Origin of the sequence: Streptomyces sp. NPDC098781, assembly GCF_044759995.1 — a bacterium.
Lineage (GTDB): Bacteria > Actinomycetota > Actinomycetes > Streptomycetales > Streptomycetaceae > Streptomyces.
The window spans coordinates 182,599-206,741 of sequence record NZ_JBIWAK010000010.1; the positions used below are offsets into that span (position 1 = coordinate 182,599).

The window sequence follows — 24,143 nt, forward strand, 5'->3', positions numbered from 1 at the left end:
CTGCTGTCACCGGCTTCCCACGGTACGGCCCGCCACTGACAACGCCCTCAGCCGAGCGCGTCCTCCAGCAGTCCCGCCCACTGCGTCACGACCCTGTCGCGGCGGGCGGCGTCGTCGGTGAGGAGGTTGGCCAGGCCCAGGCCGCGGGCCATGTCGAGGAGGCCCTGGACGGTTTCGCGGGCGCCGGGGGCGGACTCGTCGGCGCCGAGCAGCTCGACCGCTATGCGGTGGGTCTCGCGGCCGACGCGGGCCTCCAGTTCGGTGACCCTGGGCCGTAGCTGGTCCTCGTTGGAGGCGGCCACCCACAGGTGCAGGGCGGCTCGGAACAGGGGGCCGGTGTAGAGGTCGACCAGTGCCGACACCACCGCCCGGCGGTCCCCCGCGGCGCCCTCGGGGAACAGCTCCCGGAGCGCTGTCGAGCGTTCCTCGGCGACGTATTCGACGGCCGCGGTGAAGAGGTCCTCGCGGGTGGGGAAGTGGTGCTGGGCGGCGCCTCGGGAGACGCCGGCGCGTTCGGCCACGACGGAGACCGTGGAGCCTGCCCAGCCGTGTTCGGCGAGGCAGGCCACGGCGGCTTCCAGGAGCCGTTGCCGGGTGGCCCGGCTGCGGTCCTGTTTGGGCACGCGGTCCGTTCGGTCCGCGCGGTCGCCGACTGTGCTCACACCACCCATTGCGGATCCCGTCGTTCGAGGAAGGCCGTCATCCCCTCGCGGGCCTCGGCGGAGGAGAACAGCCGGGCCGAGAGCGCGGTCAGGTCGGCCGCGTCCCGGTCGAAGGATTCCAGCACCTTAGCCGTGAGCAGCGCCTTCGTCTCGGCCAGGGCCTGCGGTGAGGAGCGGCGCAGGCCGTCGAGGAGGGGGGCGAGGGTCTCGTCGACGTCCTCGCCCTCGACCGTGAGCAGGCCGATGCGGGCGGCCTCGGGGGCGGTGAAGCGTTCGCCGGTGAGGTAGTAGCGGGCCAGGGCGCGCGGGTCGGTGCGGGGCAGCAGGGGCAGCGAGATCACGGCCGGGGCCACGCCGATGCGGACCTCCGTGAAGGCGAAGGTGGCCTCGCGGGAGGCCGCCGCCAGGTCGCAGGCGGCGAGCAGGCCGAGGCCGCCCGCGCGTACGTGGCCGGTGACGCGGGCGACGACCGGTTTGCGCAGTTCGACGATCTGCCGCAGCAGGGCCACCAGCGCGTCCGGGGGCGGCGGGTCGCGCAGGTCGGCGCCGGCGCTGAAGGTGTTGCCGGTGTGGGTGAGGACGACGGCGCGTACGTCGGTGTCCTTGGCGCAGTCCGTGAGCGCGTCGGTGAGTTCGCCGACGAGGGCCGCGGAGAGCGCGTTGCGGTTGTGCGGGGAGTTCAGGGTGAGGGTTTCCACGGCACGCGCGCGCGTGCGCTCGATCAGGGTCATGGGCTCTCCTCGGTCGCCCGCAGTTCGCGGCGCAGGATCTTGCCGGAGGCGGCGCGCGGGACACCGTCGATGAAGGTGACCTGGCGGACGCGTTTGTAGGGGGCGACGCGTTCGGCGACGTACATCATGACCTCGCTCTCGGAGAGGTCGGTCGCGGAGGGCTGGCGAACGACGTACGCGCGCGGGATCTCGTTGCCCTCGTCGTTGTAGACGCCGATCACGGCGGCGTCGGCGACCGAGGGGTGGGTGAGCAGGAGTGCTTCCAGTTCCGCGGGGGCCACCTGGAAGCCTTTGTACTTGATGAGTTCCTTGACCCGGTCCACGACGAACAGCCAACCGTTCGCGTCCACATGGCCGACGTCACCGGTGTGCAGCCAGCCGTCGGCGTCGATCATCGCGGCGGTGGCGTCGGGTCGGCCGAGGTAGCCCTTCATGACCTGGGGGCCGCGGATGAGGATCTCGCCGGACTCGCCGACGCCGAGGTCCTTGTCGGGGTCGTCGAGGGAGACGATGCGCATCTCGGTGCCGGCGATGAGCCGGCCGACGGTGCCGGCGGGGGCGTCGTGCATGGCGGCGAGCGGGACGACGTGGGTGCCGGGGGACAGTTCCGTCATGCCGTACGCCTGGCCGACCGGGGGCAGTCCGAGGCGTTCGGAGCAGGCGGCCGCGAGGGTCGCGTCCAGGGGTGCGGCGGCACTGATGACGTACTTCAGCGAGGACAGGTCGTACTGCGCGACCAGCGGGTGTTTGGCGAGGGCCAGGACGATCGGCGGGGCGACGTACAGGCCGGTGATGCGGTGGGTCTGGATGGCCGCGAGGAAGGTCTCCAGGTCGAAGCGGGGCAGGACGACGACCGTGGCGCCCTGCCTCAGCGGGGCGTTCATGAGGGCCGTGAGGCCGTAGATGTGGAAGAAGGGCAGTACGGCGAGGATGCGGTCGCCGGGGCCCGCCGATATCGCGGGTTCCAGCTGGGCGAGGTTGGTGGCGATCTGACGGTGGGTGAGCATCACGCCCTTGGGGATGCCGGTGGTGCCGGAGGAGTACGGCAGGGCGGCGACGTCCTGCACCGGGTCGATGTCGACCCGTGGTTCGGGCGCGGCGGACGCCAGCATGTCGATGAGCGAGCGGTGTCCTGGTGCGCTGTCGCACACGAAGATCTCCTGGACGCCGCCCGCGAGTTCGGCGGCCCGGCGGGCGGCCTCCAGCAGCGGCGAGACGGTGACGATCCAGCGCGCTCCGGAGTCCTTGAGCTGTTTGGCGAACTCGTCGGGCGTGGCCAGCGGGTGCACGGTGGTGACGGAGGCGCCCGCGCGCGTGGCGGCGTAGAACGCGGTCGGGAAGGCGACCGTGTTGGGGCTGTGCAGGGCGAGCACGTCGCCCTTGCGCACGCCGGCCTCGGCGAGGCCGGCGGCGACCCGTCGGTGGAAGCGGTCGAGTTGCTCGTAGGTGAGGGTGGTGCCGTCCGTGCCGTCGACGAGCGCGGGGGTGTCCCCGAACTCGGCGGCCCGGCCCAGTACTGCCTCGTGGATGGGGAGTTCTACGGCCGGGACGTCTGCGTACTCGCTGCGGAACATGGTTCCTCCTCGCGACACGGTGCCGACGGGGTGCCCGTCAGTACGACTTGGGCAGGCCCAGGGTCTGGTGGGAGACGTAGTTGAGAATCATCTCCCGGCTCACCGGAGCAATACGAGACACGCGCGCGGCGGTTATCAACGAGGCGAGACCGAACTCGCGCGTGAGGCCGTTTCCGCCGAGGGTGTGCACGGCCTGGTCGACGGCCTTCACACAGGCCTCCCCGGCCGCGTACTTGGCCATGTTGGCGGCCTCACCGGCGCCGACGTCGTCTCCGGCGTCGTACAGGTAGGCCGCTTTCTGCATCATCAGGCGGGCCAGTTCGAGGTCGATGTGCGCCTGGGCGAGGGGGTGCGCGATGGCCTGGTGGGCGCCGATGGGGGCTTTCCAGACGGTGCGGTCACGCGCGTACTCGACGGCGCGGGCGAGGGCGTAGCGGCCCATGCCGATCGCGAACGCGGCGGTCATGATGCGTTCGGGGTTGAGGCCGGCGAAGAGCTGGAGGAGCCCCGCGTCCTCGTCGCCGACGAGGGCGTCGGCGGGCAGCCGTACGTCGTCCAGGGTCAGCTCGAACTGCTTCTCCGCGGCCTGGAGTTCCATGTCGATCTGGCGGCGGGTGAAGCCTTCGGCGTCGCGCGGGACGATGAACAGGCAGGGCTTGAGGTTGCCGGTGCGGGCGTCCTCGGTGCGGCCGACGATGAGGGTGGCGTCGGCTATGTCGACGCCGGAGATGAAGACCTTGCGGCCGGTGAGCAGCCAGTCTCCGGTGTCCGGGTCGCGGCGGGCGGTGGTCGTGATGCGGTGGCTGTTGGAGCCGGCGTCGGGTTCGGTGATGCCGAAGGCCATGGTGCGGGTGCCGTCGGCGAGGCCGGGGAGCCAGTCACGTTTCTGCGCTTCGGTGCCGAAGCGGGCGATGACCGTGCCGCAGATGGCCGGTGACACGACCATCATCAGCAAGGGGCAGCCTGCCGCGCCGAGTTCTTCCAGGACGATGGAGAGTTCGGCGATGCCGCCGCCTCCGCCGCCGTATGCCTCCGGCAGGTTGACGCCGAGATAGCCGAGCTTGGCTGCTTCGGACCAGAGTTGTTCGCGGTCGTAGGTGCGGCCGTGGCGTTTGCCGAGGGCGGCTACGGCCGATCGGAGGGCCTTTTGCTCAGAGGTTTCGATCGTGGCCATGTGACTCCTTCGTCGTGGCTGGTCGCGCAGTTCCCCGCGCCCCTACGTTTCCTGCACCACCGCCAGCAATGAGCCGACCGTCACCTGCTGGCCAGGTACTACATGCAACGCGCTCAGCGTTCCTGTAGCTGGCGCCGTGATCTTGTGTTCCATCTTCATCGCCTCCAGCCACATCAGGGGCTGTCCGGCCGCCACGGCCGTCCCCTCGGTCAGGCCGTCGGCGACACGGACGACCGTCCCCGGCATGGGGGCCAGGAGGGAACCCGGTGCGTGCTGGGCCGTGGGGTCGGGGAAACGGGGCAGGGCGGTGAGGCGGGTGGTGTTGACGTGGATCTCGTCGCCGTATCGCGCGACCTCGAAGGTGCGTCGCACGCCGTCCACTTCGAGTACGACGAGACACGCGTCGGCGTGCACGACCCGCACCCCGTCCGCCTCCAGGCCCGCGCGCGTGTGCCGGTAGCGGACCTCGATCTCCTCGTCCGCCAGCGCGTACCGCTTGACCTGCGGCTGGGACGGCACGTTGCGCCAGCCGCCGAAGCGGGAACGGCCGTGGGCGTCGGCGAGGGCGGCGGCCAGGGGGGCGTACGGGTCCGGTGCGGGCTCGGTGAGGTCGGTGAGGTGGCGGTCGTAGAAGCCCGTGTCCATGCGGGCGGTCGTGAACTCCTCGTGCCGCAGGGAGCGGACGAGCAGGTCGCGGTTGGTGCGCGGGCCGTGGATCGTGGCCCGCTCCAGGGCGCCCGCGAGCCTGCGGACGGCCTCCTCGCGCGTGGGGGCGTGGGCGACCAGCTTGGCGAGCATCGGGTCGTAGTGGACGCCGATCTCGTCGCCGTCGGTGAAGCCGGTGTCCAGGCGGACTCCGTCGGGTACGGCGAACCGGTGCAGGGTGCCGGTCTGCGGGGCCCAGTCGCGGGCCGGGTCCTCGGCGTAGAGGCGGGCCTCGACGGCGTGGCCACGCGCGTGGGGCGGCTGTTCGGCGAGGGGGTGGCCTTCGGCGACACGGAGCTGTTCCGCGACCAGGTCGATGCCGAGGACCTCCTCGGTCACCGGGTGTTCGACCTGGAGGCGGGTGTTCATCTCCAGGAAGTGCGCTTTGCCGCCGGCCACCAGGAACTCGACGGTGCCGGCGCCCACGTAGTCGACGGCTCGGGCGGCGCGTACGGCCAGCGTGTGCAGTTGGTCGGTGAGCTCCTCGGAGAGTCCCGGCGCCGGGGACTCCTCGATCACCTTCTGGTGCCGGCGCTGAAGGGAGCAGTCCCGGGTGCCGAGGGCCCGGACCGTGCCATGGGTGTCGGCGAGGATCTGCACCTCGACGTGGCGGCCGTTCTCGAGGTACGGCTCGACGAAGACCTCGCCGTCGCCGAAGGCGCTCGCGGCTTCGGCGCGGGCGCTCTCCAGGGCGGTGTCCAGCTCCTCCAGGCGGCGCACGATCCGCATCCCGCGCCCCCCGCCGCCCGCGGCGGCCTTCACCAGCACCGGCAGGTCGGACTCGGTGACCTCGCCCAGGGGCGCGAGCCCCATCAGCTCCTTCGCGCGCGTCTTGGACGCCATCGCCTCGATCGCCTCGGGGGGCGGGCCGATCCAGACGAGCCCGGCGTCCAGGACGGCACGTGCGAAGTCCGCGTTCTCGGAGAGGAAGCCGTAGCCGGGGTGCACAGCGTCCGCGCCGGCGGCCATCGCCGCCTTCACGATCAGGTCGCCGTCCAGATACGTGGCGGAGGGCGCCGCTCCCGGCAGCCGTACCGCCGTGTCGGCTACGCGCGCGTGCAGGGCGTCGGCGTCGGCGTCCGAGTACACGGCGACCGTCCGGATTCCCCGCTCACGGCAGGTGCGGAAGATCCGGCAGGCGATCTCGCCCCGGTTGGCGACGAGCAGAGTCGAAATCATTTCCCTCACATCCGGAAGACGCCGAAGCCACCGCGCGCGCCCTCGTAGGGCGCCGTGTGGATGGCGGACAGGCACATGCCGAGGACGGTCCGGGTGTCGCGCGGATCGATGACGCCGTCGTCGTACAGCCGCCCGGACAGGAACATGGGCAGTGACTCCGACTCGATCTGCTGCTCCACCATGGCGCGCAGCGCGGCGTCGGCCTCCTCGTCGTACGGCTGCCCCTTCGCGACCGCCGACTGCCGGGCGACGATCGAGAGGACACCGGCGAGCTGCTGGGGGCCCATGACGGCCGACTTGGCGCTGGGCCAGGCGAACAGGAAACGGGGGTCGTAGGCGCGGCCGCACATGCCGTAGTGGCCGGCGCCGTAGGACGCGCCGATGAGGACGGACAGATGGGGCACGCGGCTGTTGCTGACCGCGTTGATCATCATCGCGCCGTGCTTGATGATGCCGCCCTGCTCGTACTGGCTGCCCACCATGTAGCCGGTGGTGTTGTGCAGGAAGAGCAGCGGGATGTCGCGCTGGTTGGCGAGCTGGATGAACTGGGCCGCCTTCTGGGACTCCTCGCTGAACAGAACCCCCTGCGCGTTCGCCAGCACGCCGATCGGATAGCCGTGCAGGGCCGCCCAGCCGGTGGTCAGGCTGGTGCCGTACATCGGCTTGAACTCGTCGAAGTCGGAGGCGTCCACGATCCGGGCGACGACCTCGCGCGGGTCGAAGGGGGTGCGCAGATCGCCCGGGACGATGCCGAGCAGGTCGTCGGCGTCGTACTTGGGCGGCTCGGCCGGGCCCGGATCGCCGTACGCCTTGCGGTGGTTGAGGCGGGCGACCACACGCCTGGCCTGCCGCAGCGCGTCCGGTTCGTCGACGGCGAAGTAGTCGGCGAGACCCGACACGCGCGCGTGCATCTCCGCGCCGCCCAGCGACTCGTCGTCGCTCTCCTCACCGGTGGCCATCTTCACCAGGGGTGGCCCGCCGAGGAACACCTTGGCGCGCTCCTTGACCATGATCACGTGGTCGGACATGCCGGGCACGTACGCGCCGCCGGCCGTCGAGTTGCCGAAGACGACCGCGACGGTGGGGATCCCGGCCGCGGACAGCCGTGTCAGGTCCCGGAAGATGGCGCCTCCGGGGATGAAGATCTCCTTCTGGGACGGCAGGTCCGCGCCGCCCGACTCGACGAGGTTGACGACCGGCAGCCGATTGGCGAGCGCGATGTCGTTCGCGCGCAGAGCCTTCTTCAGCGACCAGGGGTTGCTCGCGCCGCCGCGCACGGTGGGGTCGTTGGCGGTGATCAGGCACTCCACGCCCTCGACCGTGCCGATGCCGGTGACGAGGGACGCGCCGACCCCGTAGTCGCTGCCCCAGGCGGCCAGCGGGGACAGCTCCAGGAACGGCGTGTCGGGGTCGAGGAGCAGTTCGATGCGCTCGCGGGCGAGCAGCTTGCCGCGCCCCCGATGCCGTTCGACGTACTTCTCCCCGCCGCCCGCGAGGGCCTTGGCGTGCTCGGTGTCGAGTGCGGCGAGCTTGGCGAGCATGGCCTCGCGATTGGCCGTGTGTTCGGGGCTCTTCGGGTCCAGGGAAGAGGCGAGGACGGTCACAGCAGGATCTCCGGGATGTCGAGGTGGCGGCTGCGCAGCCATTCGCCGAGTGCCTTGGCCTGCGGGTCGAAGCGGTGCTGGGCGGCGACGCCCTCGCCGAGGATGCCCTCGACGACGAAGTTGAGGGCGCGGAGGTTGGGGAGGGGGTGCCGGGTGACCTTCAGCTGACGGCTCTCGGGAAGCAGCTCCTGGAACCGCTCGACCGTGAGCTCGTGCGCGAGCCAGCGCCACGCCTCGTCCGTCCGCGCCCACACACCGACATTGGCGTTGCCGCCCTTGTCGCCGCTGCGGGCACCCGCGACGAGGCCGAGGGGGGCGCGCCTGGTGGGGCCTTGCGGAAGTGGCTGGGGCAGCGGTGGTTCGGGTACGTCGTCGAGTACGGCGGTGTCGTGGGCCGGCGACACAGGGATACGGCGTCCGTCATAGAGGACGGCCACATGGTCGACGGCACCATGGGGGACGTACACATCCTCGAAGACCCCATAGGGCGAGCCCTTTCCGGGTGGCGCCAGCACATGGAAGCCGGGGTAACTGGCGAGGGCCAGCTCCACGGCCGCGCCGCTCAGTGCCCGTCCGACGGCGTCCGGATCCCGGTCACGCACGACCAGCCGCAGCAGCGCGCTCGCCTGTTCCTCGGTCGGGGCGTCGGGCCGGTCCGTGCGGACCAGGTCCCAACGGGCCTCGGCGGGCGGCGACTTGGCCAGCGCGTCCGACATCTGCTCCCGCACCAGCGCGGCCTTGGCCTCGATGTCGAGGCCGGTGAGCACGAAGGCGACCTCGCTGCGGAAGCCGCCGAGACGGTTGACGCCGACCTTGAGGGTGGGGGGCGGGGCCTCGCCGCGCACACCCTCGACACGGACGCGATCGGGGCCGTCCTCGGTCAGCCGTACGGTGTCCAGGCGGGCGGTGACGTCCGGTCCCGGATACCGGGCGCCGCCCGTCTCGTACAGCAGTTGGGCGGTGACCGTGCCGACGTCGACGAAGCCGCCGGTGCCGGGGTGCTTGGTGATGACGCAGGTGCCGTCCTCGTGGAGTTCGGCGAGCGGGAAGCCGGGGCGGCGCAGGTCGCCGCCGCTCCGGTGGAACTCGTGGAAGAAGGCGTAGTTGCCGCCGGTCGCCTGTGCCCCGCACTCCAGCACATGTCCGGCGACCACAGCTCCCGCGAGCCGGTCGTGGTCGCCGGGCCCCCACCCGAAGTGGGCGGCGGCGGGTCCGGTGACCAGGGCCGCGTCCGTGACCCGCCCGGTGACGACGATGTCCGCGCCCTCCCGCAGGCAGGCGGCGATGCCGAAGCCGCCGAGGTAGGCGTGTGCGGCCAGAGCGCCGGGGTGGGCGGCGGTCAGGTCGTCGCCCTCGACATGGGCGACCCGGACGGGAACGCCGAGCCGGTCCGCCAACTGCCGTACGGCGTCGGCCAGTCCGGCCGGGTTGAGGCCGCCGGCGTTGGCGACGATCCGGACGCCCCGCTCCTGCGCGAGGCCGAGGCACTCCTCCAGCTGCCGCAGGAAGGTGCGGGCGTAACCGGCGGCGGGGTCCTTCAGCCGGTCGCGGCCGAGGATCAGCATGGTCAGCTCGGCGAGGTAGTCACCGGTGAGGACGTCCAGTTCGCCGCCGGTGAGCATCTCGCGCATGGCGTCGAAGCGGTCGCCGTAGAAGCCGGAGGCGTTGCCGATCCGCAGCGGACGGGAAGCGGACGTCACTTGTCGGCCCCCTTCGGCGCGCGCCCCTCGCCGGGCGGTCCCGCGAACACCTGGGCGATGTCGAACCAGCGGTCGGCGTCGGGGCCTTCGGCACGCAGGGCGAGGTCGGAGCGGTGGGCACGCTGGGTGACCAGGAGGCAGAAGTCGAGCGCCGGGCCGGTGACCCGCTCGAATGCGTCCTCGGGGCCGTACGTCCACATCTCACCGGACGGGGCTTCGAGTTCGATGCGGAACGCGTCCGGCGGCGCCGGGAGTCCGTGCACACCGAAGGCGAAGTCCCTCGTCCGCACCCCGATCCACACCACATGCCTGAGCCGGTCCGTGGGTGCGCGCACCACACCCAGCGCCTCGGCGACATCCATCCCGTGGGCCCAGGTCTCCATAAGTCGGGCCGTGGCCATAGAGGCGGCCGACATAGGAGGGCCGTACCAGGGGAACTTCGCGCCGCGCGGCGAGGCCCGCAACGCCGCGTCGAGCGCGGCCCTCCCCTCACGCCACCGCGCCAGCAACTCGGCGGGCGGGCGCCGGGCGCCCTCCTCCGCTCCCTCGTCGACGAAGGACCCCGGCGTCGTCAGCGCCTTCTCCACCAACGTGTGGAACGCCTCCACGTCGGTCACGGCCAGCAGTGCCGAGTGGTCCGTCCACGCGAGGTGCGCGATCTGGTGGGCGACGCTCCAGCCTGGCGCCGGAGTGGCGAGCGCCCACTGCTCGGGGCTCAATCCGGCTACGAGCCGGTCGAGTTCCTCGCTCTCCTCGCGCAGATCGTCGAACACGGGCGTCGGATCGGACACGGTGCGCTCCCCTCGGGGCACGGCGGTGTGCGGCGTCGTGGTGCGGCGTGATGCGTGGTGAGGAGCATGGCAGCGCGAGAGAAAACAAGCAAGCGTGCTTGCATTAAATGGGGTGAGCGTGCGGAGGTGAGCGTCCAGATGTGAGCGTGCCGGGCCACTTGGGAAGCGCGCACGGTGGGAAGGGTGTCGGTGCGGCGTGCCGTCAATACACTCGGCGGTCGCGTCGTCGCACCGGCAACGCATCCATCACACGCACCGATCACAAGCGTCGATCACACGCACCGATCACTCGTGTCGATCACACGCATCGCTCATATCGGGGGAGACAAACGGATGAGCAACTGGAATCCGGGCGGGCAGCAGCCGTATCCGCCCCAGGTCCCGCACCCTTACACGCCGCAGCCGCCGTACCCGCCGCACCCTCAGCCGCCGCACCCGCAGCCGCCGTACCCGCCGCTTCCGCAGCCCGCTGCGGGCCCCTTCGCGCGGCTGTGGCGGAGGTTCGGCCCCCTCCACACCGCGCGCAGGGTGTTCAAGCCGTCCAGGCCGGGCATCGTCCAGGACCCGGTGGTGGCCCGGATGCAGAAGGTCCGCACCTGGGTGGGACTGGGTGCGGTGGTCTGGATGTCGATCACCTACAAGATCGCGAGCTCCATCGGGGACGCCGTCGAGACGCGCGCCGACCAGTCCTGGATCAGCGTCCTGGTGCTGTCCGTGACGTTCCCGGTCGCCGTGGGTGTTCTGCTCGCCCTGGTCCCGGCGACGGCCCGGCGGGAGTTGCTGCGCCGGGCCGCCAAGTGCTTCGGCGCGATGGTGGCCCTCATCGCCGCGGTGTTCGTGTTCCCGGCCACCGTGCTCACCGGATTCGTCGAGGGCCGTTTCGCGACCAACCCGGTGATGGCGGTGGTCACCTACACCACCATCCTGTTCATCCTCGTGTGGGTGCTGCCGTTCATCGTCTGGGGGATCGGCCTGGCCCTCGTCCACGTCTTCCGCACCGCCGACATCCACGAGACGATGCCGCCGCTGCTGGCCATGGCACTGGTGTGGGAGATGGCCCTGATCGACCTGTTCACGGACGCCTACGCGGGCGTGCCGGCCCCGGTCCGCATCCTGTTGATGCTCGGCGCCCCCGTCTCGGTGACCGCGGTGGGCCTGTGGGAGCTCGGCCGGCTGCGCTCCCGGCACGGCCTGGTCGTACGCGATCTGCTGATGCGCGAGGCGACTCCGGTCCCCGGACCCTCGGCTTGAAACCACCGGCGGCACCGGCGGGCGGCGTGACAGCCCGGGAGCGCGCGGAGAAAGCTCAGCAGCTCCCAGGCCACACGCACGACGCGCAGGACTACACGGGCTCCGCGGCCTTCACCTTTCCCCGCCCCACCTGAGTCCGCACCGCCCCCATGCTCGCCGCGATGACCAGGGCGATGGCCAGGGCCTGTACGGCGGAGAGGGCCTGGTCGAGGACGAGGAAACCGGCTGTGGCGGCGACGGCCGGTTCCAGGCTCATCAGGATGGCGAAGGTCGCCGCGGGCAGGCGGCGCAGGGCGAGGAGTTCGAGGGTGTAGGGCAGGACCGAGGAGAGGATCGCCACGGCCGCGCCCAGGGCGAGGGTCACCGGGTCGGCGAGCTTCGTGCCCGACTCGACGAGACCGAGGGGCAGGAACAGTACGGCCCCCACCGCCATCGCGAGCGCGAGCCCGTCGGCCTGGGGGAAGCGTCGGCCCGTGCGAGCGCTGAAGATTATGTAGGCCGCCCACATGGCGCCGGCACCCAGGGCAAAGGCGACACCTATGGGGTCGAGGCTCGCGAAGCCTCCGCCGCCGAGGAGGAAGACACCGGCGAGGGCGAATCCGGCCCAGACGAAGTTGACGGCGCGGCGGGACGACAGGACGGAGAGGGCGAGCGGGCCGAGGACCTCCAGGGTGACCGCGGGGCCCAGGGGGATGCGGGCGACCGACTGGTAGAAGAGGCCGTTCATCGCGGCCATGGTGATGCCGAAGACGATCACCGTGCTCCAGTCGGTACGGGAGTGGCCGCGCAGCCGGGGGCGGCAGATCACCAGCAGGACGACCGCCGCCACCAGGAGCCGCAGCGCCACCACGCCGAGCGCGCCGGCGCGCGGCATCAGGCTCACCGCGAGCGCGCCGCCGAACTGCACCGAGATCCCGCCGGCCAGCACCAGGCCCACCGGGCCGAAGGCTCCCCAGCGCCGCGGAGCACCGTTACCGGCCGTCGGCTCGGGATCGGCCCAGGAAGGGGTCGCTGAGGGCGTGGCGGTGGTGTCAGGGGTACTCACGGGCGTTTCCAGGGCTTGATTCGGCTTCAGTTGCCTTCGTGCATCATGCTGCACTTCCAAGTCCAGGGTAGTAGACCTCGTCAGGTGTGTGAACCCGTTATGCCACTGTCCCAGAGTGTGGACGGGGCGGCTCCGTGAGCTGCGGTCTCCTGACCGGGCCTGCTAGCGCCGGGCCTGCTAGCGCCGCGCCATGTACAGCTCCAGCGCCTTGTGCAGCATCCGGTTGAGCGGGAAGTCCCACTCCCCCAGGTACTCGACGGCCTCACCGCCCGCGCCCACCTTGAAGCGCAGCAGGCCCAGCAGGTGGTCGGACTCCTCCAGGGTGTCGGTGATGCCGCGGAAGTCGTAGACGGCGGCGCCGAGTTCATGGGCGTCGGCCATCATGCGCCACTGCATGGCGTTGTTGGGCTGGACCTCGCGCCTGCGGCTGGTGGAGGCGCCGTAGGAGTACCAGACGTGGGTGCCGACGGTGATCATCGTGGCGGCGGCGAGGGTGTCGCCGTCGTGGTGGGCGAGGTAGAGCCGCATACGGTCGGGGTGCTCGGCGGTGAGGGCGGTCCACATGCGCCGGAAGTAGGGCAGCGGACGCGGGATGAAACGGTCCCGCTCGGCGGTCTCGGCGTACAGGTCGTAGAAGACGGGCAGGTCGTCGTAGCCGCCCTGCACGACCTTCACGCCCGCCTTCTCGGCCTTCTTGATGTTGCGCCGCCACTGCTGGTTGAGGCCGCTCTGGATGTCCTCCAGCGTCCGGCCGGCGAACGGCACCTGGCAGACATACCTCGGCTGACCGGCCGCGAAGCCGTCCTCGCCGCCCGGCTCGGCCTGCCGCCAGCCGGAGCGCCGCAGCCGTTCGGCGATGTCCTGGGCGCCGGGTTCGTACGACGTCGGCTCCGCGTCCCCCAGTCGCCGCGCCGCCGGATCGGCGATGGCCGCCTTCACCGCGTCGGGGCTCCAGCGCCGCGTGACGACGGGCGGGCCCATCTTCACGGAGAAGGCGCCCTGGCCCTTGAGGTACGCGAGCATCGGCTCCAGCCAGCGCTCGACGAGGTCGGGCGCGTGCCAGTCGAGCAACGGCCCCTCGGGCAGATACGCCAGGTACCTCTTCAGCTTCGGCAGCGGGCGGTACAGCACGAGCCCCGCCCCGACCGGTCGCCCCTCGCCGTCGAACCAGCCCAGGCTCTCCGCCGTCCAGTCGGGCTTCACCTCGCCCCAGGAGGGGAGCTGGGTGTGGCTGGCGGACGGGCGGGACGCGACGAAGGCGAGGTGCTCATCGCGGGTGAGGGGCTTCAGGCGCAGGGGCGGCTGGGTCACGGGCGGGGCTCCTTGCTGCTGACCGGTCCGGCCAGCCTACGAAGCGGCCTCCTGTCCGAAGCGGACCGAGATGTCCTGGTCGCGGAGCCTCACCCTGGTGGCCGTTCGAAGCCGCAGCCCAGTAGTCGTTCGCAGAGCCACAGCCCGGTGGCGGTTCGCAGCGCCGCAACCCGGGGGCCGCCCTCGGAGCCGAAGCCCGGTGGCCGCTCTCGGAGCCGAAGCCCGGTGGCCGCCCTCGGAGCCGAAGCCCGGTGGCCGCCCCCGGAGCCGAAGCCCGGTGGCCGCCCCCGGAGCCGAAGCCCGGTGGCCGCCCCCGGAGCCGCAGCCCGCCGCCCCCTCCCGAGGTCGGCCCCGTCGCGACCGTCAGCCACCCGACTCCAGCCCGTCCACCAGACCGTCCGCCAACCCGTCCGCCAGCACCTCCGCCAGATGCCGCCCCCGCACTCCCGTCAGCTGCTCCAGCTGCGTCCGGCAGGAGTACCCGTCGGCGAGCACCACCGCGCTCTCCCCCGCCTCGCGCACCGCCGGCAGCAACTGCTCCTCCGCGCACGCCACCGACACCCCGAAGTGCCCCTTCTCGAAACCGAAGTTGCCCGCGAGACCGCAACAGCCGCCGCTCAGCTCCCCCGACATCCCCGCGGCCTCGCGCAGCCGCCGGTCGGCCGTGTCGCCCAGGACCGCGTGCTGGTGGCAGTGGGTCTGCCCGACCGCCGGCCGGTCCACGCCGGGCGGCGTCCAGTCCGGGGCGAGCCGCTCCAGCGCCTCGGCGAAGGTCAGCACGCGGTCGGCGAGGCGGCGGGCCCGCGGATCGTCGTGCAGCAGCTCCGGCAGGTCCGAGCGCAGCGCCGCCGCACAGCTCGGCTCCAGGACCACGACCGGGGCGGCCGTCTCCAGCACCGGCGCCATCAGGTCGAGCGTGCGCCGCAGCACCGCGCGGGCGCGGTCGAGCTGGCCCGTGGAGACGTACGTCAGCCCGCAGCAGACCCGCTCCCGGCCCCGCAGGACGGACAGCGGATCCATCGCCACGGTCACCCCCTCACCCCCCGCCGGCGTCCGCAGCCGCAGCGTCGGCGGCAGCGCCACCCGCAGCCCGGCCGCCTCCAGCACGCGTACGGCCGCCTGCCCGACGGACGGCGAGAGGTGCTCGGTGAAGGTATCCGGCCACAGGATGACCAGCTCACCGTCCCCGGCCCGCTCCCGCCGCTCCCACCACCGGCTGAACGTCCGTGTCGCCAGCCGCGGAATCCCACGTTCCGGCGCGATCCCGCCGAGTCGCTTCGCGGCCCACGCCAACGGCCGTACCCGGGCGAGCGTGTTGACCAGTGGCGCGGTACGCGTGCGTGCCACGATGCGCAGCCACTGCGGCAGCCGGCCCATGCTCAGGTGGGCGGCCGGGCGCCGCCGCCCCTCGTAGTGGTGGTGCAGGAACTCCGCCTTGTAGGTGGCCATGTCGACCTCGACCGGGCAGTCGGACCGGCAGCCCTTGCAGGCCAGGCACAGATCGAGCGCGTCGCGCACCTCGGTCGACCGCCAGCCGTCGGTCACCAGTTCCCCGGCGAGCATCTCGTGCAGCAGCCGCGCGCGCCCGCGCGTGGAGTGCTCCTCGGCACCGGTCGCGCGGAAGGACGGGCACATGACGGCGGGCCCGGTGGCCGACGTCGTACGGCACTTGGCGACCCCGACGCAGCGGCGTACGGCGGCCGAGAAGTCACCGCCGTCGGCCGGGTAGCCGAAGACCACGTCCACCGGCTCGCGGGGCAGCACGGAGAAACGGAGGCCGGAGTCCAGGGGTGCGGGTCGCACCAGCATCCCCGGGTTGAGCAGATCGTCCGGGTCCCAGACGCCCTTGGCGCGTTCGAAGAGCCGGACCATCTCGTCGCCGTACATCTTCGGCAGCAGCTCGGCGCGTGCCTGTCCGTCGCCGTGCTCCCCGGACAGCGAGCCCCCGTGGGCCACGACCACCTCGGCGAGTTCCTCGGAGAAGCGCCGGAAGCGGCCGACGCCGGCCTCGGTCAGCAGATCGAAGTCGATACGGACGTGGATACAGCCGTCCCCGAAGTGCCCGTACGGCGTCCCGCGCAGCCCGTGCGCGGTCAGCAGCGACCGGAAGTCCCGCAGATACGCCCCGAGCCGCGCCGGCGGTACGGCACAGTCCTCCCACCCCGGCCAGGCCTCGCTGCCGTCGGGCATCCGGGTCGCCGTACCGCTCGCGTCCTCGCGGATGCGCCACAGGGCCCGTTGCCGCCCCGGATCGGTGACGACCACGGCGTCGACGACGTCGGCGGCCCGCACGATGACCTCGGCACGCGCGCGTGCCTCCCGCTCGCTCTCCCCGCCCGTCTCCACGAACAGCCAGGCCCCGCCCCTGGGCAGCACGTCCGCCGAGGGCACCAGGTCGGCCGCCATGCCCTCCACGGTCAGCGGCCCGTACGGCAGCAGCCCGGCCGCCGCCTCCGCCGCGGCGTTCTCGTCGGCGTACGCCAGCACGGCGAGCGCACGCGCGCGTGGCGCCTCGACGAGCCGTACGGCCGCCTCGGTGAGGATGCCGAGCGTGCCCTCGCTGCCGCAGAAGGAACGGGCGACGTCGGCGTCCCTCTCGGGCAGCAGCGCGTCGAGCGCGTACCCGGAGATACGGCGGGGCAGTTCGGGAAAGCCGGTCCGCAGCCGGGCCAACTCCCCGTCCACCACCTCCCGCAGCCCGCGCGGCGCACCGGCCCACCCCTGCCCGAGCCGCAGCCGTTGCCCGCCTCCGCTGATCACGTCCAGCTCCCGCACGCTGTCGGCGGTCGTCCCCCAGGCCACCGAGTGGGAGCCGCAGGAGTTGTTGCCGATCATTCCGCCGAGGGTGCAGCGGCTGTGGGTGGAGGGGTCGGGTCCGAAGCGGAGCCCGTGCGGGGCGGCGGCCTCCTGGAGGCGGTCGAGGACGAGGCCGGGCTGGACGACGGCGGTGCGGGTGTCCGGGTCCAGGGAGACCAGCCGGTTCATGTGGCGGGTGAAGTCCAGGACGACCCCGGTACCGGTGGCCTGTCCGGCGATGGAGGTGCCGCCGCCGCGTGCCACGACCGGCACCATGTGGTCCCGGCACACCTCCAGTACCGCCGCGACGTCATCGGCGTCATGTGGTGCCACCACACCCAGCGGGACGCGTCGGTAGTTGGACGCGTCCATCGTCGTCAACGCCCGGGCGGTCACATCGAACGCGACCTCACCGCGGACGGCCTTGCGCAGCTCCGCCTCGAGTTCCGACATGTGTCCACCCAATCAGCCGGTCCGGCGTTTGAGGACAGGGCCCGTTCGGCGCCGAAGCGGAGTCTGGGGGCGGCGTCCCCCAGCTCACGGCCACGGCGACCCCGTCTCACCCGACGGACGAGGTTTCACCAAGGTTTCCCGAAACGGCTACGCTCCCACCGTGGCTGAGATCCAGATTCCCGCTGACATCAAGCCCGCCGACGGACGTTTCGGCGCGGGCCCCTCCAAGGTGCGGACGGAAGCGCTGGACGCGCTGGCCGCGACCGGTACCTCCCTCATGGGCACCTCCCACCGCCAGGCCCCGGTCAAGAACCTGGTCGGCCAGGTGCGCGAGGGCATCCGCGAGCTGTTCCAGCTGCCCGACGGCTACGAGGTCGTCCTGGGCAACGGCGGTTCGACGGCGTTCTGGGACATCGCGACGCACGGCCTGATCGAGAACAAGTCGCAGCACCTCACGTTCGGCGAGTTCAGCTCCAAGTTCGCCAAGGCCGCCAAGCTTGCCCCGTGGCTCGCCGAGCCGGACGTCATCACCAGCGAGCCCGGCACCCACCCGGAGCCGGTCGCCCAGTCCGGCGTCGACGTGTACGCCTTCACCCACAACGAGACGTCCACCGGTGTCGCCATGCCGATCAAGCGCGTCGCGGGCGCCGACGAGGGCGCGCTGGTGCTGGTCGACGCCACCTCCGGCGCCGGCGGCCTCCCGGTCGACGTCTCCGAGACGGACGTCTACTACTTCGCCCCGCAGAAGTCCTTCGCCTCCGACGGCGGCCTGTGGATCGGCGTCTTCTCCCCGGCCGCGATCGAGCGCGCCGAGCGTATCCACGCGTCCGGCCGCCACGTCCCGGAGTTCTTCTCGCTCCCCACGGCGATCGACAACTCCCGCAAGAACCAGACGTACAACACCCCGGCCCTCGCCACCCTGTTCCTGCTCAACCAGCAGCTGGAGTGGATCAACGGCCAGGGCGGCCTGGACTGGGCGGTCCGCCGCACCGCCACCTCCGCGCGCACCCTGTACGGCTGGGCCGAGGACATCAAGTACGCCAACCCGTTCGTCACCGACCCGGCCAAGCGCTCGCAGGTCATCGGCACGATCGACTTCACGGACGAGATCGACGCCGCCGCCGTCGCCAAGGTCCTGCGCGCCAACGGCATCGTGGACACCGAGCCTTACCGCAAGCTCGGCCGCAACCAGCTCCGCGTCGCGATGTTCCCGGCGGTCGACCCGGCGGACATCGAGGCACTGACGAAGTGCGTCGACTACGTGATCGAGAAGCTGTAACCGCAGCTGACGCAGCATGGGAAGGGCGCCCGGCGGATCACCGCCTGGCGCCCTTCGCGTGTGTCCCGCTCCTTCACCGACTGAGCTTGTGGAACCTGCGTACGGCCAGCGGCAGGAAGATCGCCGTCAGGATCACCGGCCACACCCCCGCCATCGGGCTCCAGGTCATCGTGGACCGGCGGGCGGCAAAGGGCTGAGCGGCCGTCACTTCAAGACGACGGAAACGAACCGGCGCCGTAAGCCGTCCGTCCAGTCGGGGGTGCCCTAAGGCGTCGGCTCCGCGACGTCGGCGATCAGGCTCAGCAGACCCACGGGGATCGCGAACACGACGGCGTACCCCACCCGGTCGGCCACCCGCCGGCGGCGCGAGGGCTCCCGGTTGTGCCGGGACTCGTGCCGGGACTCGTGCCGTGGCTTGATCGCCTGGTACGCCAGCACCGCGAGGATCACCACACACACCGCGACCTGCCAGAGCTCACCCACGAAACCCCAGAAACCGGTCCGCTGGATCGTCTGCGGCTCGATGCCCTGTCGCGCGCCGAACTCGTAGCCGTCCGGGTAGTCGTGTCCCGTGCCCTTCAGGTGCACGTAGACGGCGTCGGCGGCGGTGCCGCCTTCGGGGGTGAAGTCGCCGTAGCAGTCGTAGTCGGAGTTCTTGCGGCTGTTGTCGGTGTCGTGGCAGGTCTCCACCTCGTACGTGCCGGGAGTGCCGTAGATCCCGGCCGACAACGCGAGGTCGGCGGTCGCGGTGACGAACCAGAAGGCCGTGACGAGGCCGAGGACGGTGCCGCACATCCAGCCGAGGACGCGCTTCATCCGGTCACCATGCCGCGCGTCTCCCTGTGCTCCAACAGCCTTCAGATCCCGGTCTGTTCTTGTCCGAGATCATTCACCCTAGCCGTCACCTCCGGCGCAGCAGCCGCCGCATCCCGAACAGCACGACGCACGCGACCACCGCGACGACCGCGCCCACCTTGAGGTTGGCCTCGGGGCCGTCGTCCTGCGAGGAGGTCGAACTGCTGCCGCTCCCGGAAGGCGAGTCGGACGCCCCCGCGCCCCCGGGCGCGTCCTCCGCCACCACCCTGCTGCCCGCCCCCTCCATGCCGAGCATGAGTTTGCCGCCGTCGGCGGAGTAGCTGGCGGACTCTCCCTGACCGAGGGGGACGCTGATGCGTTCCAGGCGTTCGGGCTTGCCGTCGTTCCAGGTGTACGCGATGCCGCCGAGGTATCCGCGTACGGCGAGCGTGCGGCCGTCCGGGGAGAAGGCGGCCTCGGTGGCCCACAGGTCGATCGGGGTGGTGGGCTTGAAGACGTTCGTGCCGGAGGAGGAGAGTTCGGCCGGGCCCTCGTACAGGTGCCCGCCCTCCTCGTGCTTGTCGATGATGTACACGCGGCCGGTCTTGGGGTGCACGGCCATCGACTCGGCGTCGCGGGTGCCGTCGGAGTACTTCACCACGTACTGCGTGGCACGGATCGTCTGATCCTTGAGGTTCTTGGGCTCGGGGAGGCGGTAGAGCCAGACGTAAGGCCACTGCACGCCGTCGTTGTCGCCGATGTCGCCGACCCACAGTTCGTTGTCCGGGCCCATGGAGATCGCCTCCACATCCCGCGGGGTGCCCACGCCCGTGAGGGTGATCCTCGCGACCGTCTCGCCGGTGGCGCTGTCCACGGCGTAGAGGTAGGCACCCGTGTCCTGGTCGTTGTGCGTCCAGTAGATGCCCGGGTGCTGTCGCGAGGCGGCCAGGCCGCTGGACTCCGTGATGCGCGGGTCCTTGATCGTGAAGTCCTCGTCGCCGTCGGCGGCGGAGGCGGGCAGGGCACAGGTGCCCACGAGCAGGATCCCGGCGAGGAGGGTGAGCGGTCGGCGCATGCCCCAAGCCTGCCATCCGCCGCGGCCGTTCGGGCGAGGTGGCAGGCTTCACACCTCGCCGGGCACTACCACCGGGAGCGATCGTCCATCATGAGCGGATGCTCAGGTTCATGCCCGTCGGCGACTCCATGACCATCGGCAGCGCCGGCGAACACACATGGCGCTACCGCATGTGGCAGCACCTGCGCGAGACGTACGGCGGCCCCTTCGCCCTCGTCGGACCGCGCGAGACGCTGCACGACAAGGCGACCGACGCCCCCACGTCGTACGAGTACGCCGACCCTGACTTCCCCCGCGCCCACCTGGCCGGCTGGGGCGAGGGCTGGCTGCACATGGCGCCGCTGATCGGCGAGGCGGTGCGGTCGTACCGAGCCGACGTGCTGCTGGTGTCGCTGGGCCTGATCGACCTGGGCTTCTACACGGACGCCGAGCAGACGGCACAGAACGTACGGGGGTTCGTGGCCGGCGCGCGGGAGGCCAACGCGCGGATCCGGATGGTCGTCCTGCCGGTGATCCCGAACGTGCGCGCCGAGTCCGACCCGCTCTTCGCCGCCGAGGTCGCCCGCTTCAACGAGCTGCTGGCGAAGACGGTGGCGGACCTGGACGAGCCCCGCTCCCCGCTGCTGCCGGCGTCGCCGCCCGAGTCGTACGACATCCATCTCGACACGTACGACGGCACACACCCGAACGCGAGCGGCGAGCGCAAGATCGCGGGGGCGTTCGCGACGGCGATGTACCAGGCGTGGGGGCTGGGCGAGCCCTACGACGACGTCTGACGCCGCGCGGCCGCACATGGCCGGGGCGCGCCGCGAAGAGCCCCGCGACGGTCTCCGGGACCAGCAGGGCGATCAGGACGGCCAGGGGCACCTGCCAGCCGTCGGTGGCTTCGTGCAGCACTCCCATGGCCAACGGGCCGAGTCCGGCCAGCAGATAGCCCGTCGTCTGCGCCATCCCCGACAGGTCGGCGGCGGTCCGCGCGCCCTCCGTACGCAGCCCCAGCAGCGTGATGGCCAGCGGGAAGGCGCTGCCGGTCGCCGCGCCGAGCAGGCACACCCACACCCAGCCCAGCGCCGGGGCGAGCAGCAGACCCGCGAGCGAGATCGCCTTCGTCACGATCACGGCCAGCACCAGGAGCCGCTGACCTCGCATGCGGGCCGCCGCCAGGGGGACGACGAAGGCGAGCGGGATGCCGATGGTCAGCATCACCGACATCATCAGCCCGGCCTGGGCGGCCGGGTAGCCGGCTGCCCGCATGATCGCCGGCAGCCAGGCCACCAGCACGTAGAACATCAGCGACACCAGCCCGAGGAACGCCGACACCGACCAGGCGAGCGGGCAGCGCAGCAGCGATCCCTCCGTCGGCCTCGGCGTCGCGCCGGGCCGCCCGCCGTCCGCTCCCGTCGTGGCCGGCAGTCCCCACACCCCCGCCGCCAGCACGGCCGGCACGGCCCACACCGCGAGGGCGACCTGCCAGCCGGTCGCGGTGCTCAGCGGCACCGCGACCGCGGCGGCGAGGGCGCCGGAAACGGCCATGAGGGTCATGGCGAGGCCGGTGAAGAAGCCGATCCGCCGGCCGAAGTGGTCCTTGACGACCGCGGGCAGCAGCACGTTCCCGACGGCGATGCCGGCGCCGGACAGCACCGTCCCGGCGAAGAGAGCCGCCGGCCGGGGAACCGCCCGCACGGCGGCGCCGAGCCCCACCAGCGCGACGGCGACCCGGACGGCGGCCGCCGTGCCGAGCCGGCGGGACAGACGGGGCGCGAGCCACGCGAAGGCGCCCAGGCACAGCACGGGTAACGCGGCCAGCACGCTGACCTGGGCGCCGGACAGGGCGAGCGCTTCTTGTACCTCCCCGATCAGCGGCGGCATCCCGGTGATCGCCGCGCGGAGATTGACGGCGAGCAGAATCAGGCCGACGACCAGCCACAGCCTGGTGGTCACGTGCGTTCCCCCGTTGTTCCCTGTTCTCCGTGACCTGTCAGATGCTCACGCTGTGATTGACCGGGCACTTCGCCCGGCCCGCGGTGCGGAAGGCGACGCCGGTGGCGCCGGCCGTGGCGGGCGTGCCGAGCTGCTTGAGGATCTCGTCGGACAGCAGGTCCTCCTTGCCCTTGAGGGCGTCGGCGACCTTGGTGTCGGAGACGAAGACCAGCTCGGCGGCGATGTTGTCCTGGACGATCCGCGCCAGGTTGTCCAGGGCCACCCCGATCGGGTCGGTCGGCAGCTGGGCCGTGGGGATGTCGATCAGGTGGGTGTCGACCTTCTTCTGGTTCATCATCGGCTTGATGATGATCTCCGCCTGGTTGAGCACCGACGTCGTCCAGATCGACAGCACCACCGTGTACAGGTCGGCCCACGCGGCCTCGCCGATCTGTGCCCGCCACTTGCGGCACAGCCGCTGCACGCCGGAGATCTGCGCGTCGGCGGCGTACGTCATGTTCACCCGGATCGCCGGATAGACGCGCGCCGCGAAGCGCTGGAACGAGGCGATGTCGAACGCGCGGACGCGGACGGAGTCGGCGATGAAAGTGAGAGCCTCGTCGAGGATCTTCGCGCAGGAGTTGCGCAGGGCCGTCGGCAGGTTCGCCGCGGCGAGGCTGTTCCTCGCGGTGGTCAGCTTGTCCGCGAAGGCTTGCAGCGGCGTGATCCAGGCGTCCGTGGCGGGCCCCTTCATCGCCACCATGTCGAGGTCGTGGGCGTCGATCCGGTCGGCGTTGCCGACGTTGGGGACCTTGTCCGACAGGTACTCCGCGAGCGTCGAGTAGATGCCGAGCGGCACATGGGCGATGGACTTCGCCAGCTCGAACTCCTCGGCCACGGGGTGCTCGACGTACCGCTGGCCCTGGTGGACGAGGGTGAAGGTGCCGCCCTTGGCGTCGTTCTGCACGATGATGACCGGCCCGAGGTTCTTGACCAGGTCGGCCTTGAGCGCCGCGTAGTTGGCGCGCATGGCCGCGTTCACCGCGCGGATGGTGTCCCGGGCGGCGGTCTGGGTGCTCACCGCCTCGACGGCGGGCACCGCGTCGAGCGCGGATGCCGTCTGCGGCGCGGCGGCCGTGTGTCCGAGGAACGTCGCGGCGCCGATGCCGCTCGCCCCGCCGATGAAGGTCCGGCGTGTTGCCATGAGTTGCTCTCCGTAACGAATCGGTCGTCAGGTGTTCCCGCCGTGGGGAGCGGTGGCGTGGGGGGAACAGACCCGCCGGGAGCCGCGCGGGGCGGCCGGGACGCGGGGAGCAATGCGGTCCCTCTCCGGCAGCGTGGGGCTGGAGGGAGGCCGGAGAGGGAGACCGCGGGGACTAGGCCCTAGCGCAGCGCCGTGTGCGAGGGCACGACGACGCCGTACAGGTCGGCGATGGTCGCCAGCGCGCTCTCGTGGATCTGGCCGGCGGACAGCCCGCCGCCGACCGAGGGCAGCGGCCGGGTGGCGCAGGCGTCGGCGACCACGGTGGGCTTGTTGCCGCGCAGGAACGCGCCCTCGGCGGTGAACGTCACGCACATGTGCGTCATGAACCCGGCGATGACCAGGTTCTCGTTGCCCGCCCGGTCGACGAGCCCGCCCAGTTCGGTGTTCACGAAGGCGTTGGGCGCCTTCTTCACCACGGTCGGCTCGCCCTCGGCCGGCTTGACCCGGTCGTGGATCCGGCCGATCGGACGGCGGATGTCGTACGGGGTGCCCGTCCCGCCGTCGTTGACGATGTGGATGACCTCGCCACCCGCCTCCCGGGCCGCGTTCAGCAGTGCGGCGGCGGCGTCCAGGGCCTTCTGCCAGCCGGTCAGCTCCATCACACCGCGGGTGTAGGTGTTCTGGTAGTCGACCATGATCAGCGTGGCGGAGGCGAGCGAAGCCGGCTTGTCCGCAAGGCCGTTGAGCCTGCGCAGGGTCGTCGTGCCCGAGGTGTCCGCGTCCGCCGCCTGCGCCGGTGTGTCGCCGAGGCGGGTGACGCCGAAGACCGCGGCGCCGCCCACGACGGCCGCGCCGCCCGTCTTGAGCATCCCCCGGCGGGAGAAGCCGCTCACT

Annotated in this window: 19 protein-coding genes and 1 pseudogene; 3 read left to right on the forward strand and 17 right to left on the reverse strand. The window is 71.8% G+C overall.

Annotation, left to right across the window (positions count from 1 at the left end; all coding sequences use genetic code 11):
* Window positions 1–47: 47 nt before the first annotated feature.
* The 8 genes from ACIQWG_RS34350 to ACIQWG_RS34385 are packed head-to-tail and all read right to left on the reverse strand — an operon-like array spanning window position 48 to window position 10,120.
* Window positions 48–671: a TetR/AcrR family transcriptional regulator gene (locus ACIQWG_RS34350; RefSeq protein ID WP_404102827.1), complete on the reverse strand. Its 624-nt coding sequence runs from the start codon at window positions 669–671 to the stop codon at window positions 48–50.
* Window positions 659–1,393 carry an enoyl-CoA hydratase family protein gene (locus ACIQWG_RS34355; RefSeq protein WP_404102830.1) on the reverse strand — a complete coding sequence of 245 codons (735 nt, stop codon included), beginning with the start codon at window positions 1,391–1,393 and terminating at the stop codon, window positions 659–661. Before ACIQWG_RS34355 ends, ACIQWG_RS34350 begins: the two co-directional genes overlap by 13 nt.
* The gene (locus ACIQWG_RS34360) at window positions 1,390–2,967 is read right to left on the reverse strand and encodes a 4-coumarate--CoA ligase family protein (protein ID WP_404102832.1); all 1,578 of its coding nucleotides are present in this window, start codon (window positions 2,965–2,967) and stop codon (window positions 1,390–1,392) included. Before ACIQWG_RS34360 ends, ACIQWG_RS34355 begins: the two co-directional genes overlap by 4 nt.
* 37 nt (window positions 2,968–3,004) lie before the next feature.
* Window positions 3,005–4,141 (reverse strand): acyl-CoA dehydrogenase family protein, encoded by a 1,137-nt coding sequence (locus tag ACIQWG_RS34365; protein WP_404102835.1) that lies wholly within the window; start codon window positions 4,139–4,141, stop codon window positions 3,005–3,007.
* A gap of 42 nt (window positions 4,142–4,183) precedes the next feature.
* On the reverse strand, window positions 4,184–6,025 hold the full coding sequence (locus ACIQWG_RS34370) for an acetyl/propionyl/methylcrotonyl-CoA carboxylase subunit alpha (protein ID WP_404102842.1): 1,842 nt from the start codon (window positions 6,023–6,025) through the stop codon (window positions 4,184–4,186).
* A gap of 5 nt (window positions 6,026–6,030) precedes the next feature.
* Window positions 6,031–7,629: an acyl-CoA carboxylase subunit beta gene (locus ACIQWG_RS34375; RefSeq protein ID WP_404102845.1), complete on the reverse strand. Its 1,599-nt coding sequence runs from the start codon at window positions 7,627–7,629 to the stop codon at window positions 6,031–6,033.
* Window positions 7,626–9,329, reverse strand: a complete 1,704-nt coding sequence (locus tag ACIQWG_RS34380; RefSeq protein ID WP_404102848.1) for an acyclic terpene utilization AtuA family protein — start codon at window positions 9,327–9,329, stop codon at window positions 7,626–7,628. Before ACIQWG_RS34380 ends, ACIQWG_RS34375 begins: the two co-directional genes overlap by 4 nt.
* The gene (locus ACIQWG_RS34385; RefSeq protein WP_404102851.1) at window positions 9,326–10,120 is read right to left on the reverse strand and encodes a TIGR03084 family metal-binding protein; all 795 of its coding nucleotides are present in this window, start codon (window positions 10,118–10,120) and stop codon (window positions 9,326–9,328) included. The genes ACIQWG_RS34380 and ACIQWG_RS34385 overlap by 4 nt, the downstream gene beginning before the upstream one ends.
* A 333-nt stretch (window positions 10,121–10,453) precedes the next feature.
* Between ACIQWG_RS34385 and ACIQWG_RS34390 the strand changes: the two genes are divergently transcribed.
* Window positions 10,454–11,371, forward strand: coding sequence for a hypothetical protein (locus ACIQWG_RS34390; RefSeq protein WP_404102853.1), 918 nt, complete (start codon window positions 10,454–10,456; stop codon window positions 11,369–11,371).
* 91 nt (window positions 11,372–11,462) lie between these two features.
* Here ACIQWG_RS34390 and ACIQWG_RS34395 read toward each other — a convergent pair whose 3' ends face one another.
* The 3 genes from ACIQWG_RS34395 to ACIQWG_RS34405 form a co-directional block, all read right to left on the reverse strand.
* On the reverse strand, window positions 11,463–12,416 hold the full coding sequence (locus ACIQWG_RS34395) for an EamA family transporter (protein ID WP_404102856.1): 954 nt from the start codon (window positions 12,414–12,416) through the stop codon (window positions 11,463–11,465).
* A 177-nt stretch (window positions 12,417–12,593) separates the two neighbouring features.
* Window positions 12,594–13,727 carry a lipid II:glycine glycyltransferase FemX gene (locus tag ACIQWG_RS34400; RefSeq protein WP_404102859.1) on the reverse strand — a complete coding sequence of 378 codons (1,134 nt, stop codon included), beginning with the start codon at window positions 13,725–13,727 and terminating at the stop codon, window positions 12,594–12,596.
* A gap of 363 nt (window positions 13,728–14,090) precedes the next feature.
* Window positions 14,091–16,976, reverse strand: a complete 2,886-nt coding sequence (locus tag ACIQWG_RS34405) for an FAD-binding and (Fe-S)-binding domain-containing protein (RefSeq protein WP_404102862.1) — start codon at window positions 16,974–16,976, stop codon at window positions 14,091–14,093.
* A gap of 160 nt (window positions 16,977–17,136) precedes the next feature.
* Here ACIQWG_RS34405 and serC point away from each other — a divergent pair, with 160 nt between their 5' ends.
* Window positions 17,137–18,255: a phosphoserine transaminase gene (gene serC, locus ACIQWG_RS34410; protein ID WP_404102865.1), complete on the forward strand. Its 1,119-nt coding sequence runs from the start codon at window positions 17,137–17,139 to the stop codon at window positions 18,253–18,255.
* A gap of 73 nt (window positions 18,256–18,328) precedes the next feature.
* On the opposite strand, the gene ACIQWG_RS34415 is transcribed toward serC, so the two are convergent.
* The 3 genes from ACIQWG_RS34415 to ACIQWG_RS34425 form a co-directional block, all read right to left on the reverse strand.
* Window positions 18,329–18,463 (reverse strand): hypothetical protein, encoded by a 135-nt coding sequence (locus ACIQWG_RS34415; RefSeq protein ID WP_404103532.1) that lies wholly within the window; start codon window positions 18,461–18,463, stop codon window positions 18,329–18,331.
* Between the two features lie 56 nt (window positions 18,464–18,519).
* Window positions 18,520–19,071 (reverse strand): hypothetical protein, encoded by a 552-nt coding sequence (locus tag ACIQWG_RS34420; RefSeq protein ID WP_404102868.1) that lies wholly within the window; start codon window positions 19,069–19,071, stop codon window positions 18,520–18,522.
* 85 nt (window positions 19,072–19,156) lie between these two features.
* The gene (locus ACIQWG_RS34425; protein ID WP_404102872.1) at window positions 19,157–20,125 is read right to left on the reverse strand and encodes a WD40 repeat domain-containing protein; all 969 of its coding nucleotides are present in this window, start codon (window positions 20,123–20,125) and stop codon (window positions 19,157–19,159) included.
* Window positions 20,126–20,223: 98 nt separating this feature from the next.
* Here ACIQWG_RS34425 and ACIQWG_RS34430 point away from each other — a divergent pair, with 98 nt between their 5' ends.
* A complete protein-coding gene (locus ACIQWG_RS34430; RefSeq protein WP_404102875.1) occupies window positions 20,224–20,901 on the forward strand; it encodes a GDSL-type esterase/lipase family protein in 678 nt (225 codons plus the stop codon).
* Window positions 20,902–21,046: 145 nt separating this feature from the next.
* On the opposite strand, the pseudogene ACIQWG_RS34435 reads toward ACIQWG_RS34430, so the two are convergent.
* The 3 genes and pseudogenes from ACIQWG_RS34435 to ACIQWG_RS34445 form a co-directional block, all read right to left on the reverse strand.
* A pseudogene (locus tag ACIQWG_RS34435) lies at window positions 21,047–22,066 on the reverse strand (MFS transporter); the annotation flags it as partial.
* A gap of 37 nt (window positions 22,067–22,103) precedes the next feature.
* Window positions 22,104–23,249, reverse strand: a complete 1,146-nt coding sequence (locus ACIQWG_RS34440) for a hypothetical protein (RefSeq protein ID WP_404102878.1) — start codon at window positions 23,247–23,249, stop codon at window positions 22,104–22,106.
* Window positions 23,250–23,428: 179 nt separating this feature from the next.
* Window positions 23,429–24,142 carry an isochorismatase family protein gene (locus ACIQWG_RS34445; RefSeq protein WP_404102881.1) on the reverse strand — a complete coding sequence of 238 codons (714 nt, stop codon included), beginning with the start codon at window positions 24,140–24,142 and terminating at the stop codon, window positions 23,429–23,431.
* Between the last annotated feature and the right edge of the window lies 1 nt (window position 24,143).

Bases quoted from the DNA above. Each gene is read 5' to 3' on its own strand.
- ACIQWG_RS34370 (WP_404102842.1), bottom strand. From the start codon at position 6,025: ATGATTTCGACTCTGCTCGTCGCCAACCGGGGCGAGATCGCCTGCCGG.
- ACIQWG_RS34440 (WP_404102878.1), bottom strand. From the start codon at position 23,249: ATGGCAACACGCCGGACCTTCATCGGCGGGGCGAGCGGCATCGGCGCC.
- ACIQWG_RS34350 (WP_404102827.1), bottom strand. From the start codon at position 671: ATGGGTGGTGTGAGCACAGTCGGCGACCGCGCGGACCGAACGGACCGC.
- ACIQWG_RS34420 (WP_404102868.1), bottom strand. From the start codon at position 19,071: ATGAAGCGCGTCCTCGGCTGGATGTGCGGCACCGTCCTCGGCCTCGTC.
- ACIQWG_RS34405 (WP_404102862.1), bottom strand. From the start codon at position 16,976: ATGTCGGAACTCGAGGCGGAGCTGCGCAAGGCCGTCCGCGGTGAGGTC.
- ACIQWG_RS34425 (WP_404102872.1), bottom strand. From the start codon at position 20,125: ATGCGCCGACCGCTCACCCTCCTCGCCGGGATCCTGCTCGTGGGCACC.
- ACIQWG_RS34360 (WP_404102832.1), bottom strand. From the start codon at position 2,967: ATGTTCCGCAGCGAGTACGCAGACGTCCCGGCCGTAGAACTCCCCATC.
- ACIQWG_RS34365 (WP_404102835.1), bottom strand. From the start codon at position 4,141: ATGGCCACGATCGAAACCTCTGAGCAAAAGGCCCTCCGATCGGCCGTA.
- ACIQWG_RS34390 (WP_404102853.1), top strand. From the start codon at position 10,454: ATGAGCAACTGGAATCCGGGCGGGCAGCAGCCGTATCCGCCCCAGGTC.
- ACIQWG_RS34430 (WP_404102875.1), top strand. From the start codon at position 20,224: ATGCTCAGGTTCATGCCCGTCGGCGACTCCATGACCATCGGCAGCGCC.
- ACIQWG_RS34355 (WP_404102830.1), bottom strand. From the start codon at position 1,393: ATGACCCTGATCGAGCGCACGCGCGCGCGTGCCGTGGAAACCCTCACC.